We start from the raw sequence: 14,309 nt of genomic DNA, 5'->3' as shown, positions 1-14,309 counted from the left end.
TTGTTACGACTTAGAACTTATGTTCAATGCCGATGCCGAAATAATTGTCATCACTGGCTTGCGCTTCTAAGGAACGGCTAGAGTAAAATGCCAATAGTTTGGTTGGCTTAGCAAGCTTATAGTCGCCGCCCACTGACCAAGAGTCCCCCTTGTCTTCCATATCTTGGAACTGAGCTTTTAAAGTCACTTCAGATATCTGGTATGCCGCACTTAGTAGATAACCATTTTTGCTGTCGCCGCCGTCAACTTGTTCTTCCTGCTGGTACATACCACCAAGCACTAAATCCGCAAACTTAGCTTGTACAGTTGCACGCAGAATATCATAGCCTTTAACTTCAGAATCATAGGCAAGCGCCGCATAGAAATTAGTGGTTTTAAGCTCATCATCACCATACATGGCAGCTAAGCTGAAGCCATCGCGAGTTTGTTCGATATTGTTAAGGTCAGTATAAGCTTGATCGCTGTCACCATCGGCAACATAAGTCACACCAAACTTAAAATCACCCACGATTGGCGTGTAGTAAGTCATGGTTTGCGCCATGCGATTTTCACCTTTAAACAGGTTTTTCGCATCGCCTTCTAAATCATTGAACTGATCAACCTTACCTTGTGACACTTTTAATAACGTATCGTTACGGCCAACAGAAATAGCACCGAAATTACCCTTTAAGCCCACAAACTGGTTACGCGCCTTGAAGTTTTCTTTGTCTTCATCACCAGTGTCGACTTCATATTCGATGGTATAAAACGCTTCTAGATCATTATTTAACGCTAAATCACCTTTAACGCCAAAGCGAGACGCATTGCTCTGAATCGTGGTTTTAGTGTCACCTTTTTCATCATTTGATTGAGCTGTGACGTTTAACTTACCGTACACTTGAAGCGGTTCACCTGCGTGAGCAGTTGAAAGAGTTGCAGTTGCAATCGAAGCTGCGAGTAAAGATTTGCTAAAAACGTTCATCATTTCATCCTTTTGACGTTAGACGTTATTTATCGTCTTGGTAGTGGGTTTTGGAACGAGCGCAAGTGTGCCTTGTTTATATTGCAGAAATATTTCAGGGGCGATAAAAAACCAATAACAGGCACAGAGTAAGGAGAAACTAAGAAGACATATAGGATGCCCAAATAATGAATCTGATTGCGATAAATACAAATACCCTTGCACTAGGTTTACCCCATGGACGGTATACCGTAAACTGCGTTTTTATTTATTTGATGAGAGCCTGCTATGTGGTTTAAAAATCTTACCCTCTATCGTTTTAACAAGCCTTTTTCTGTGGATACCGAGGCACTGGAAACTGCATTAGCCGATTTCACTTTTTCTCCTTGTTCTAGCCAAGATATTAGCAAGTTTGGTTTTTCTAATGCCTTAGGCAAAAAAGGCAGTGCCTTGGTCCATAGCGCTGAGAACCGTCACCTCATCTGTGTCACCAAAGAAGAGAAAATTCTCCCAGGGCAAGTTATCAAAGAGGCCCTAGATGAAAAAGTGGCTGAGATTGAAGAGCTAGAAAACCGTAAAGTCACCAAGAAAGAAAAAGACACCATTAAAGATGAAATCACCACCACTTTACTGCCACGGGCATTTTCTCGTCGCAGTCAGACCCGTGCCTTGATTTTACCTGAAATCGAAATGATTTTAGTGGACAGCTCAAGCGCCACTAAGGCCGAAGAGTTATTAGCTTTATTACGCAAAGCGCTAGGAAGCTTACCGGTTATTCCCTTAAGTTACACAACGCCTATCGAACAGACCTTAACTCAATGGTTGCAGGCCGGTGAGTCGCCATTACCCTTTGCTATGCAAGATGAAGCTGAACTTAAGTCTGATTCAGATGAAGGCGGGATCGTTAGGTTCAAACAGCAAGTGCTGCAAGAAGATGAAGTGCTGGCCCATATTGCAACAGGTAAATCTGTGCATAAGCTAGCGCTACATTTTGCGCAATCCATTGCCTTTTTGGTTCAGTCTGATGCCAGCGTTAAGCGACTTAAGTTTTCTGAAGAATTTAGGGCCAATAACGATGAAGTCAGCGGTGAAGATCCATTAGCCAGACTCGATGCCGACTTTGCCTTGATGGGCAGCGAGTTAATCGCCTTTGTACAAGCCTTAACTCAAGCATTAGGGCCTATGGAAGAAAGCATCTAATTTTCATTTAATACATCAAGCCTCAAGGGGTTTACTTGCGCCGCAGTGCATAAGCTAACCCCTTAAATTTATCAACAACACTCAAAATTCATGTCAGCTTCGCTCCAATCATCCTAGCCCTTACCTTTGCTTAATCTAGAACCATTGATGGGCTGACACATTCGCTAACATTCTATATTGCCTTTTTATCTCCCAGTTTATTAGCATTAGTTGCAGATTATATTCAGCAGCTACAGCAGTAATTTAACCAAAAATAAAATAAGCGCCGCTCGCGGTAAACTCCAACTAAAGGTTTTAAACTATGCCTCTTTATCGTCACAATATCCTCTCTCTTGCGCTATTTTCGGCGTTAAGCGGACTGGCATTCAATGCCAATGCCCACGACGCCCCGCCCCCTGCACCAAGCTCGGCGCATCAATCACAGTCCGGCTCAGATCCAGTCATGGATGCATCAACTCAAGCGCTGCAAATTTTTGATGACATATTCACCGCAGAGTTAATGGCCAATCCTGTATCGCAAACCTTTTTAGGCATAAAACAAGATTATGATAAGTGGAGTGACATCAGTGACGCCGCTGAAGATAAGCGTATGCAGCGAGTTAAAGGGCATTTGGCCAAGCTGGCGACGATTAATCAAGGCTACTTAGATGCACAGACTCGTTTAAGCTACGAGTTACTTGAAGCCGATCTCAAGCTAACGCTCGCTCAAGACAAATGGCGCTATCATAGCTACCCAGTGAACCAAATGTATGGCCAGCACGCTATGCTTGCTTCACTGTTAATCAATCAGCATCAAATTGCCGATATCAGCGATGCCAATGCCTATATCAGCCGTCTTAATGGGATCCCTGCGGTATTGACGCAACTTGAAGTGAACCTTGAAATTAGAGCGAAGAAAAACATCATCGCGCCTAAGTTTGTGTTCCCTTATGCTATTTCTGACAGTAAAAACATCATCAAGGGCGCCCCTTTTGATGACAGTAATCAAGCCAGTGCAATTTGGGCCGACTTTAACCGTAAAGTAGATGCTCTGACTCTTAAGCCTGAGCAGAAAACCCAATTATTAGAACAAGCTAAAACGGCTTTAGTGACTAAGGTAAAGCCCGCCTACCAAGGCTTTATAAGCTATATCAAAACCTTGGAAGCTAAAGCTGATACCCGTGATGGTGTGTGGAAATTCCCTGATGGCGAAGCTTATTATAAAGATGCTTTAGCCAAAACCACCACCACTGAGCTGACCTCAGCGCAGATCCACACACTGGGACTTACGGAAGTGGCGCGTATTCATCAAGCGATGGAAGAGATAAAAACCAAAGTTAACTTCAGTGGTAGCCTGCAAGAGTTTTTTGCTTTTATGCGCGACGACCCACAGTTTTATTACCCTGATACCGAAGCTGGACAAGCCGAATACCTCGCCAAGGCAAGCAGCGTCATTAACACCATGAACTCTCGCTTGGATGAAGTGTTTAACATCAAACCTCTGGCAGAGCTGAAAGTCAAAAAAGTGGAAGCGTTTCGTGAAAAATCAGCAGGTAAAGCCTTTTATGAAGCACCGGCTCCTGATGGTTCAAGACCGGGCACCTTTTACGCTAATCTGTATGACATGAAGTCTATGCCTAAGTATCAACTTGAGGCGCTGGCTTATCATGAAGGGATCCCTGGACACCACATGCAGATAGCCATAGCCCAAGAGCTCACTAATGTGCCTAAATTCCGTAAGTTTGCAAGCTACACGGCCTACAGTGAAGGTTGGGGGCTATACACTGAGTATTTCCCTAAAGAAATGGGGTTCTACGCTGATCCCTACTCTGATTTCGGCCGGCTTGCGATGGAATTATGGCGCGCTTGTCGCCTTGTGGTAGATACAGGGATTCACAGCCAAAAATGGACCCGCGAACAAGCCATTGCTTACTATGTAGACAACACCCCGAATGCAGAATTGGATGCGATTAAAATGGTTGAACGTCATATTGTGATGCCATCTCAAGCCACCGCGTACAAGGTCGGGATGATTAAAATTCTTGAATTAAGAAGCAAGGCACAACAGCAACTTGGGGATAAATTCTCTTTAGATAAATTCCACACTCTGTTACTTAAAAATGGGCCTTTGCCGCTTACTGTATTAGAAGAGCAAGTAGAAGAGTGGATTAAAGCCCAGAGTATTTAATACCAATCGTATTAATTATCTGGTCATTCAGCGGGAGTATAATTCATCGCCAAAAAATAACCCCAGCCAAAGGCTGGGGTAACCAAAAAAGACAGGATGATGGTTTAAGTCCGGTATTGTTTTAGTTATAAACCGCTACCAGTAGTGATTTGAACTAGGCCAAGCCATTAAGCTTACACGCATTGAGATGGGGTCATATCTCACTGCCTGCTGTAATAAACTTATCTCAAATCAACTAGAAACTATTGTATTGAAATAAGAACACACTGCAACCTTATGATTTAACTTAGCTAAATTAGCGCTAGTGATTATCAACACTGCAAAACACAAAGCAAAGAAATAACTCAATGAATTTAAAGTAAAAAACACAAAGCCGCGATATCCATCACGGCTTTATATTAACAATAAAACACTGTTTCCATTATTGCTTACGCTGCTTGTAGAGATGTTCGTACTTTGCATCCCAATGAGGAGGTGATCCAATATGGGTTTTAATAAAATCAATAAAAGCACTGACCTTAGGTGCTAAGTGCTTACGTCTTGGGTAAACAGCTTGTAGCGGTAAATGGTTAGTGAGCTGCCAATCAGTCAGCAGTGGAATAAGAGTGCCTTTTTCTATCTCATCTTCCATTAAGTAGCTGGCAAGATAAGCAACACCTAAACCACTTACGGCCGCAGATTTTAGTGCGGGTGCATTGTCGACTCTAAAGTTGCCAGATACACCAATTTCACAATAATCTTCGCCACGCTTAAATTGCCACATGCTGTGTTCATGCCATTCGCCTTGATACACTAAACAGTTGTGATCAACCAATTGCTCAGGGCTTGCAACTACGCCATGTTGGGCGATATAACTTGGAGAGGCAACTAATAAGAACTGGCACTTCATCAAAGGCCTTGCCACCATCCCAAGGGGAAGCTGCTCAGACATGGTCAACAATAAATCCAAGCCTTCGCTGACAACATCGACTTTATGGTCCAGTAAGCTAACTTGTAGTTCAAGCTCTGGGTGTCTTGCCATAAAATCAGGCAATGCAGGGATAATGTGCATGGTACCAAAAGATTGAGAAATACCCACCTTTAGTACACCGCGAGTCGCATCATTGAGGTTGTGAACACTGGATACGGCTTGCTCAGCATCACGTAATAGCTCTTCGCCTTGAACGTAGAGTAAATTACCGGCTTCCGTTAAGCTTAAACTCCGTGTCGTACGCTGAATAAGCTGTACACCTAACTTATGCTCAAGATCGGCAACCTGGGTACTCACTTTTGATTTAGAAATTCCCAAACGTCTTGCTGCTGCGCTAAAGCTGCCGGCTCGAGCGACATGGGTAAAAATGGCAATGGGTTCTAGCAGTTCTAACATGTAAGTCGCCTTAAGCTATGTACGACATGAATAATCTTCGACAATCTTTTAAGAGACTAAAACCGACTTAGTGAGTTCAACATAACGCCTAGACTTGTTGTGCTACAGCACAATCAAGACGTCAACACTCACTATGCTACGGCTCCTAACCAAGTTATATAAAATTAAGCAGTTAGGAATTTTAGCTCAGACTGTAATTTGGCAGGGAGTATATCAAATTAACCGACAATTGCTCTATATTTATAATTGACAATTTATAAATACGAACAAAGATACAGGGAATAAAAAAATCCCTGTAAGTCAGACTTACAGGGAGCCAAATTGGGTAGGGAATACCGCAGAGACTAAAGGCATGAAAACATGCAGGGAGTGGGTTAAATCTAGGCTAGCTGTTCAAAAAACCTCAAAAAAACCTGAATTCACAACAAAATCAACCACTTAACATGATGCACGATTCAACTTAAAGGCTAGTTCTTAAGCGTAAATCGTCAGTTATTTTTTGCTGCTGTTTTTGGTGACATTGTTACTGGCAATGACATAAGGCGACAATTGTGGGATTTGCTGGTGAAGTTTTTTCTCTTGCACCATTAATCCTTCAAAATTACTGCATAACTTGTCGGCTCTAGCCTCTAACGTCTTAGTTTGAGACTCGACTTGCAATTCAATATCTTTACCTACATTGTCCATCTTGGTTGAGAAGGCATTCATTTTCTCTTCAAAAGTGCCTCCCTCTGAAGACATGATCTGGCTACCAATTGTCATCATCAAACTACCTAGTGAACTCATTACCATCTGCTCAATTTCTTGTTCAAACTCTTCATTAAACGTGTCTTCAATGGAAGAGTCTGTGGCACCTAGATAAAATTTATCACCTTGGCGGTAGGCAAGAGTGTCCACCTTGGTTTGGATCCCTTGCATCATTTTATCTAAATGAACACTGGTTTGTTCGCCCAAAATAGGTGACAGCGCCGTGGTGACAGATTGGTTAACTATCACCATCACTTCTGAGACTAAGGCGATAGCCTCTGGGACTTGTGTGGATAGCGAATCAGAATAACTTTGTAGCGCCTGACTCTGCTTAGGGGTTAGCGTCACCGACTGACCTTGAACATAAAGCTTATCGAATTCAACTCGATACTGCTCCACCCCTTTATCACTCACCAGTAACTTTTTAGGCTCCACCGTCACATCAAAATTAAGCGATAAATTACACTGCTCATTATTCAAGGACATTTTTGCCTGTGCTGGAGTTGCCATCGTCATACTCAATAGCGCCGTACATAAAGCACTGGCAATAAGGGGACGACTTTTCAAGGTTGGTAGCTTCATTGTTATTATCCTTTCTGGAACAGACTTAATGGGTATTAGGTTTCAATATCACAAGATTCAGGTAGCACAAGGTTTAGATAGCACAAGCCATGCCAACAATTCAAGCTATTGATAATACGTGATTTTATATAATAGCAACATGCCAAATGGTAATGGAAACAACACAGTTATAGTTAGAGTAAGTGAAATTAACCACATAATGATTAATTTCACTTATTGTTATCTATTCAGGACAAGCGCCTAGTCGAAGGTTCTAGATCTTGGGATAGATCGAGTGATAGATCAGAAGAGAGCTGAAGGGGCTAGAAAATAGAACGGCCTAATTCTTGGCTTAATAGCTCTAACATCGCCGTACCTGCTAGGGAGTTACCATTGGGATCGAGTGCCGGTGACCAAACGCAAATAGACATGTCTCCAGGAATAACCGCAATAATGCCGCCGCCAACACCGCTTTTACCCGGCATACCAACCCGATAAGCAAATTCCCCTGCACCATCATATAAACCAGAAGTGGCTAACAAGGCATTGAGCTGCCGAGTTTGAATGGGGGTAACTAACTGCTCACCTGTGAGTGTTTTGCCTCGATTAGCAAGATAAAACATGGCTTTAGAAAGATCAGCGCAATTCATCTTTAGTGCGCAGTAATGAAAGTAACTTTTAAGCACAGTGTTGACGTCACCGTCAAAGTTGCCAAAAGACTTCATCAAATAAGCGATCGCGGCATTGCGAGCACTGAACTGATATTCAGAATCGGCCACGACTTTATCGTAACTAATTTTAGGATTGCAGCTCAGATGCCTAACGATTTCCAACATCCGCTGTTTCGGTGCGCCTAGACGGCTTTGAAGTAAATCGGCAATAACCAAGGCGCCGGCATTAATAAAAGGATTACGGGGCTTTCCTCGTTCCAATTCCACTTGAACTAAAGAGTTAAATGAATGCCCTGACGGCTCCTTACCTACTCGGTGCCAAATCTCTCTTTCTTCATATAATCCCAGTGATGCAGTAAGGCTGAAGACTTTGGAAATACTCTGAATAGAAAAAGGCTCGAGATAATCTCCAGCCCCAATAGTGTTGCCATCCATAGTCGTAATTGCGATAGCAATTTTACTTGGACAAACACTGGCAAGCGCTGGAATATAATCAGCGACCTTGCCTTTACCGAGCAAAGGCCGAACTTGTTCGACCACATGCTCTAGCAGTGCTTTATCTGCCATTGAGGGAATTAACCCCACCAGATATCGTACAACGCACTTATCTCTAAATCTTTAACGGGTTTTGCCTGCCAAAATGCTTTAACAACAGCAATATCTTCTTCGGTGCATTTACCAATATCTTGAGTAGCAATAATGCCTTCCCATTCTTTATGGCCGCCGCCATGAAAACCCAGTTTACGAGGCTCAATGACTTCATTAATGAATTGGTCCACCAAGTTATCAATATCAGCTTCAGAAACACTGTCTTCAAAAACCCAATTGATATCAAAACCAAATTCTTGGAATTCATCGACGCGAAGTTTCTTACGTAAACGGAGACTACGATTCTTAGCCATTAGTGCATCACCTTTTAGTTAACGTTAATGATCACACACTGAGTCTGTGACCTTTTTAAAAATACTGATGTTATTTAAAGTTGGAGTTATTCAATTCTTTCGAACATTATGTCCCATACGCCGTGCCCTAGCCTGTGGCCACGCGCCTCAAACTTGGTCAGTGGACGGTGATCTGGGCGTTCAACCACAGTACCTGTCGCTGACTGATTTTTATAACCCGGCGCTGCGTTCATCACTTCAAGCATATGCTCGCTATAATTTTCCCAGTCTGTTGCCATATGGAATACGCCGCCAAGCTTTAATTTACGACGAATTAATTCGGCAAATTCAGCTTGAACGATACGGCGCTTATGGTGACGCTTTTTATGCCAAGGATCGGGAAAAAATAATTGCACCCGAGACAATGAACCATCAGCAATACTGTGTTCTAACACTTCCATTGCATCATGGTGATAGACCCGCAAGTTAGTCACTTTTGCTTCACCTGCAACACCTAAACACGCCCCCACACCGGGTTTATGCACTTCGATGCCAATGTAGTTAAGTTCTGGCGCCGCTGCGGCCATTTCAACTAAAGAGCCGCCCATGCCAAAACCTATCTCCAGCACTGTGTCCGCTTCACGGCCAAAAGTCTGAGTAAGATCGATAGCTTGTGGGGAATAATCTAGCCCCATGGCAGGCCAATGAGATTCAATTGCCTGAGCTTGACCTTTAGTCAAACGGCCTTCTCTTAATACAAAACTTCTGATCTTACGAAGGTATTTACCTTCCTCATTAAATTCAGCGGTAGTTACATCGCTCATTCTAGCCTCTATATATTCACTGACTAAAGCAGGGTTTAATCAGTCTAATTCAATCTGTCATTCATTCAACCTGCAAGTATATCTGCTATTAGTTAGCAAGTGCACCCAAGAGCATAATTATTTAGTGTCCCTCAGCCTTAACTAGCGCTTGTTTCACTAAATAGGAGCCGCTACACTGCCGCGATGAATACCATACCCCTTTTTTCTGAGCGTATTATCGCTTGGTACGACGTCCACGGACGTAAAACTCTGCCTTGGCAACTCAATAAGACCCCTTACTCCGTTTGGGTGTCTGAAATCATGTTGCAACAAACTCAAGTGGCGACTGTTATTGGTTATTACCAAAAATTTATGCTGCGCTTCCCCGATATTTTAAGCTTAGCGAATGCGCCTCAAGATGAAGTGTTGCACTTTTGGACTGGCCTTGGTTATTACGCTCGGGCGCGAAACCTACAAAAGGCCGCGCAAATTATTCGCGACTATCACCAAGGGCGCTTCCCCGAAGACATAGAGCAAGTGCTGGCACTGCCTGGGATTGGTTTATCCACGGCTGGCGCAATATTGTCGCTATCGTTACAACAACATCACCCCATCTTGGATGGTAACGTTAAACGAGTGCTAGCAAGGCATGATGCCGTTGCAGGCTGGCCGGGGCAAAAGATAGTCGAAAATCGTTTATGGGATATCACTAAGCTAAAAACCCCAAAAAATGATGTCGCCAAATACAACCAAGCCATGATGGACTTAGGTGCAAGCCTTTGTAGCCGCAGTAAGCCGAAATGCGAGCTTTGTCCAGTCAATGATGACTGCCAAGCTTATAACACTCAAACTCAAGCCAACTTCCCAGGTAAAAAGCCTAAAAAAGTCATTCCAGAAAAAACGGCTTGGATGCTGGTGTTATTACAAGATGGCAAAGTCTTGATGAATAAACGCCCTCCAGCAGGGATCTGGGGCGGACTATGGTGTTTCCCTCAATTTGACAGTGAGCAAGCCATAGAACAAAAGCTTGTTGAGGAAGGCTTAAGTACGCTACCCCGTGAAGCGCTTATTTGTTTTAGGCATACCTTCAGCCACTTTCATCTCGACATTAATGCCATAGTGATTAATTTAGACAGCCAAAATGCAGCTATATCACATAGCAATGAGATCCAAGAGCAAAGCAACACGCTTTGGTATAACATAAACCATCCAGATAAAGTGGGCTTAGCGGCAGCAACGGAGCGGATCCTTGCTCAGCTATAAGTCATAAAGTGCAACATAAATTACATTACTAGGAGTAACCATGGCTCGTATCATCAACTGTGTGTATTTAAACAAAGAAGCAGCCGGATTAGATTTCCAACTTTATCCAGGAGACCTAGGTAAACGTATCTTTGAAAATGTCAGTAAAGAAGCTTGGGGGTTGTGGCAACAAAAGCAAACCATGCTAATCAATGAGAAAAAACTCAACATGATGAATCTTGACGATAGAAAATTACTTGAGCAGCAAATGATTAATTTCCTATTCGAAGGTAAACAGGTAGAAATCGAAGGTTACGTACCGCCAGCGGAAGACTAATCTTTATCAGTAATGAGCCTAAAAGCATCATTTACCCCATAGATAATGCCAAATAATGAACTAAAAATGCTCATTATGAACAATTACTAGCCGAACGATAAAAAAGCGTTAAAAAGCACTTGCAGGATAAAAGCCATAACTATACTATGTGCGCATTCCAAACGAGGGACGACTTAGCAAGCTAGATAGCGACTAAGAAAGACCTTGTTAGAATAGTAAACTAACACTTAGTTTAGTTGCCCGAATAGCTCAGTCGGTAGAGCAGAGGATTGAAAATCCTCGTGTCCCTGGTTCGATTCCGGGTTCGGGCACCACTATTTAGCCGGCATAGCTCAGTTGGTAGAGCAACTGACTTGTAATCAGTAGGTCCCGAGTTCGACTCTTGGTGCCGGCACCATAAAAATAAAAAAGCCACTCAATGAGTGGCTTTTTTATTTCCTGTAATTTATCGATAGGCAAGCAGTGAACTAGCATTTGCGTAAATGTTAGTCATAAAAAAAGCCTCTACGTGAGAGGCTTAAATTCTAGCGCTAAGTCTACACCCTGTTAGCTAGCTTGTTGTGACAAGACTTCACTGCGGGCTAGACGGTTGACCTGATTTAGTGATGCAAAATGTGCATAAATCGGCGCCAGTAAACCGCGCTTACGCAAATCTAGGTAATCTTCATCACTTAACGAATTCAACTTCTCTTCATCAATGATAAATAAGCCATTAATATTGCGTTTCTCGCCCGCAACATCAACAGTGAGGCTTTGCGACTTAAGTAACCCTTTTTGTGATAAGAAACTTAAAATACCGCGGCTAGCTTGATCTTGTTCAAAGTGCGCAATTAATGCAGCTTTTCTAGCAGCCAAAAATTCAGACTCTTTTTCGCCATCAAATAAAGCATTACCTTCAGTTTTACTCACAGAAGCCGCTTGCTCACGAATACCAATCCACACCTTATCTTTGACTTCAGGGTTTAATACGAGACCTAGTGGGTAGTCACGTACAACGGCAGGAATATACAGACCTTGCCACTTACCTTCTTTAACGCTTAGGTTAGTCCCTGGTTTTAATCCCATCATAGCAACGGCTTGAAAATCATCAGAGTCGCCATTTTTAACAAATACTATTGGGTATTCAGTCGCTGCGTGAGCAATCTCATGCAAGCTAACGGGTACTATGTGTTGCTCAGCAACGTGCTTGAAATCTGTTGCTGCAATTTTTAACTCGCCATGCTTAGATGGCTCAAGTAAGGTGATTTTGTTAGGCATTATGCTTCCTTTAATCCTTTAACTTCAATAATTAATTGTATTTCATCAGTGGAACTTCGGGTAATTCGTACACTTTACACACATCAAAGTGTTGAACTCATGTTCCTATACTTATGATCTTTATAACTTAAATATAACATAACATAAGATTTCGCGCTTAACATCGAAATATTTAGGCTAATTGCTATTTTATTGATTAATGTAATTTAAGTTTCGGTCTATGCCAGCGTAATAGTTTTTGTGCAAAACGATATACAATTGCCGCCCCCCAGCCGTATAAACTGGCTAAGTGGCGCTGGTATAAAGATACGTACATGATTCTGGCTAGATGCCCTTCAATAAAAAAAGTCCCTGAGCGTAAGCTTCCCATTAGACTACCTACAGCAGAAAAACGGCTTAAAGATACCAAGGAGCCATAATCTTTATACACAAAGGCCAATTCCTGCTGCCCTTTTAGCTGCCGCTGTAAATTAATAAATAAGCTATCAGCCATTTGTGCTGCAGCTTGAGCCCTAGGCGGAACAGCTTTGCCATCAGCAAGAAACAATTCTGCACAATCACCTAGAGCATAAATATTTTCATGTCCCTGCACTCTCATGCAAGCATCAACCTTGACTTGATTACGTGCGGTTATAGGTAGTTCAATTAGCTGGCGAAAGATATTGGGGCCTTTAACCCCCGCAGCCCACACTTTAATATTGGCGCTGATGACATCACCAGAAGCCGTAACAAAGCCTGCTTTTGTGACCTCCTTAACTTGTACTCCAAGATGCAATTTTATCCCGAGTTTACTTAATAACGTTTGAGCTCTGAGACTGACCCTATCTGGTAATTGAGATAAAATTTTCGGTGCAGCTTCAATAAGATGTACTTCAAGGTTTTGAGACGAAATATTTAAGTAGCCGTAGGATTTAACTGATTCAATCACATGGTGAAGTTCTGCTGCCAACTCAACGCCAGTCGCTCCGGCTCCGACTATGCCTATACTGAGTTTATCTTGAGTTTCATTGATGTGTAATAAACCATCGAGTAACTTATTATGGAAACGCTCTGCACTGGGTAGGTTATCTAGGAATATGCAATGTTGCTCGGCGCCTGGAGTGTTAAAACTATTTGACACTCCTCCAAGAGCAAGCACTAAATAGTCGTATGAGATTTCACGTTTAGGGACAACTTCTTCGCCATCACTATCTATAACAGCGGCTAACTCAATAAGTTTTTTATCCGGCTGGCAACCACTTAATTCACCAGATAAAAATCGATAACCATTCTTAAGGCCATGGTCGCGATATAACACCCCCTCTAGGGATTGATCTATTATACCTACCGCCACTTCGTGCAATTTAGGCTTCCAAATGTGCATTGGACTCTTATCAACCAGATAAATATCCATCTCGCCCTTAAGACCAAACTTTCGCCCCAGCTTAGATGCCAAGGCTAGACCCGCAGCCCCGCCACCAACAATCACCACTTTTACAGCCATGTACTCACCTATGTGCCCATTGATAAGATTAACTTAATTTTTAGACATAAAAAAAGGGCCCATGGCCCTTTGATCAAACTGCTTCTTCGTTTTCTTCACCTGTACGAATACGTATAACTCTTTCTATGTCAGTCACAAATATTTTGCCATCACCAATTTTGCCTGTTTTGGCGGTCGCAACAATAACATCAATTGCTTGATCAAGTAATTCATCTTGGATCACCAGTTCAATTTTAACTTTAGGGAGAAAATCAACCATATATTCGGCGCCACGATAAAGCTCAGTATGGCCTTTCTGACGACCAAAACCTTTAACCTCTGACACTGTCATGCCGGTAATACCAATTTCAGCAAGTGACTCTCGTACATCATCGAGCTTAAACGGTTTAATTATGGCTTCGACCTTCTTCATCAAATCAACCTCTTCACTTGCTAAGTACTTGTATCGGCACTATCCATTAATGCCAGGATTGGCTTTATCTTACTTGAATGTTTTTGAAGTTAAAGCACTATCGCGAATTTTTTATTCCGCCCCAAGAAAGCTATGCAATTTCATACTAAGATTAACTTATGGCTCACTGTCACTAGACTCGTTTTCACGATAAAGTAATGACAAAAGCGATGTGGGAAATAGTGGCTTAGTTACAAGGATGA

Annotated in this window: 13 protein-coding genes and 2 tRNA genes; 6 read left to right on the top strand and 9 right to left on the bottom strand. The window is 42.4% G+C overall.

The annotated features are described in order from the left end of the window. Positions 1 to 10 precede the first annotated feature (10 nt). Positions 11 to 964: a porin gene (locus tag H5073_RS07835; RefSeq protein WP_182678626.1), complete on the bottom strand. Its 954-nt coding sequence runs from the start codon at positions 962 to 964 to the stop codon at positions 11 to 13. Between the two features lie 264 nt (positions 965 to 1,228). Here H5073_RS07835 and rdgC point away from each other — a divergent pair, with 264 nt between their 5' ends. After that, on the top strand, positions 1,229 to 2,140 hold the full coding sequence (gene rdgC / locus H5073_RS07830) for a recombination-associated protein RdgC (RefSeq protein ID WP_182678623.1): 912 nt from the start codon (positions 1,229 to 1,231) through the stop codon (positions 2,138 to 2,140). A 301-nt stretch (positions 2,141 to 2,441) separates the two neighbouring features. Beyond that, complete coding sequence (locus H5073_RS07825) at positions 2,442 to 4,307, top strand: DUF885 family protein (protein WP_182678621.1); 1,866 nt, start codon at positions 2,442 to 2,444, stop codon at positions 4,305 to 4,307. Positions 4,308 to 4,728: 421 nt separating this feature from the next. Here the strand turns inward: H5073_RS07825 and H5073_RS07820 are convergent, their stop codons facing one another. From H5073_RS07820 to trmB, 5 genes are all read right to left on the bottom strand, one after another. Continuing rightward, complete coding sequence (locus H5073_RS07820; protein ID WP_182678620.1) at positions 4,729 to 5,673, bottom strand: LysR family transcriptional regulator; 945 nt, start codon at positions 5,671 to 5,673, stop codon at positions 4,729 to 4,731. A 492-nt stretch (positions 5,674 to 6,165) separates the two neighbouring features. Continuing rightward, the gene (locus H5073_RS07815) at positions 6,166 to 7,002 is read right to left on the bottom strand and encodes a YggN family protein (RefSeq protein WP_182678618.1); all 837 of its coding nucleotides are present in this window, start codon (positions 7,000 to 7,002) and stop codon (positions 6,166 to 6,168) included. A gap of 302 nt (positions 7,003 to 7,304) precedes the next feature. Next, on the bottom strand, positions 7,305 to 8,219 hold the full coding sequence (glsB, locus tag H5073_RS07810; RefSeq protein WP_182678616.1) for a glutaminase B: 915 nt from the start codon (positions 8,217 to 8,219) through the stop codon (positions 7,305 to 7,307). 8 nt (positions 8,220 to 8,227) lie between these two features. After that, on the bottom strand, positions 8,228 to 8,554 hold the full coding sequence (locus tag H5073_RS07805) for a YggL family protein (RefSeq protein ID WP_182678614.1): 327 nt from the start codon (positions 8,552 to 8,554) through the stop codon (positions 8,228 to 8,230). A gap of 86 nt (positions 8,555 to 8,640) precedes the next feature. Beyond that, positions 8,641 to 9,357: a tRNA (guanosine(46)-N7)-methyltransferase TrmB gene (gene trmB, locus H5073_RS07800; RefSeq protein ID WP_182678612.1), complete on the bottom strand. Its 717-nt coding sequence runs from the start codon at positions 9,355 to 9,357 to the stop codon at positions 8,641 to 8,643. A gap of 183 nt (positions 9,358 to 9,540) precedes the next feature. Between trmB and mutY the strand changes: the two genes are divergently transcribed. From mutY to H5073_RS07780, 4 genes are all read left to right on the top strand, one after another. Continuing rightward, a complete protein-coding gene (gene mutY / locus H5073_RS07795) occupies positions 9,541 to 10,599 on the top strand; it encodes an A/G-specific adenine glycosylase (RefSeq protein ID WP_182678610.1) in 1,059 nt (352 codons plus the stop codon). Positions 10,600 to 10,639: 40 nt separating this feature from the next. After that, the gene (locus H5073_RS07790) at positions 10,640 to 10,915 is read left to right on the top strand and encodes an oxidative damage protection protein (RefSeq protein ID WP_182678608.1); all 276 of its coding nucleotides are present in this window, start codon (positions 10,640 to 10,642) and stop codon (positions 10,913 to 10,915) included. A gap of 238 nt (positions 10,916 to 11,153) precedes the next feature. Further along, positions 11,154 to 11,229, top strand: a tRNA-Phe gene (locus H5073_RS07785). 7 nt (positions 11,230 to 11,236) lie between these two features. Then, positions 11,237 to 11,312, top strand: a tRNA-Thr gene (locus tag H5073_RS07780). Positions 11,313 to 11,461: 149 nt separating this feature from the next. On the opposite strand, the gene H5073_RS07775 is transcribed toward H5073_RS07780, so the two are convergent. From H5073_RS07775 to glnB, 3 genes are all read right to left on the bottom strand, one after another. Further along, complete coding sequence (locus tag H5073_RS07775) at positions 11,462 to 12,172, bottom strand: SapC family protein (RefSeq protein ID WP_182678606.1); 711 nt, start codon at positions 12,170 to 12,172, stop codon at positions 11,462 to 11,464. A gap of 196 nt (positions 12,173 to 12,368) precedes the next feature. Beyond that, positions 12,369 to 13,655 (bottom strand): NAD(P)/FAD-dependent oxidoreductase, encoded by a 1,287-nt coding sequence (locus H5073_RS07770; protein ID WP_182678605.1) that lies wholly within the window; start codon positions 13,653 to 13,655, stop codon positions 12,369 to 12,371. A gap of 73 nt (positions 13,656 to 13,728) precedes the next feature. Then, complete coding sequence (gene glnB, locus H5073_RS07765) at positions 13,729 to 14,067, bottom strand: nitrogen regulatory protein P-II (protein ID WP_182678603.1); 339 nt, start codon at positions 14,065 to 14,067, stop codon at positions 13,729 to 13,731. Positions 14,068 to 14,309 lie beyond the last annotated feature (242 nt).

The organism is Shewanella sp. SR44-3 (genome assembly GCF_014163735.1).
Classification (GTDB): Bacteria; Pseudomonadota; Gammaproteobacteria; order Enterobacterales; family Shewanellaceae; genus Shewanella.
The sequence above is the reverse complement of the archived record's forward strand: the minus strand, read 5'-3'. Positions and strand labels throughout refer to the sequence as shown.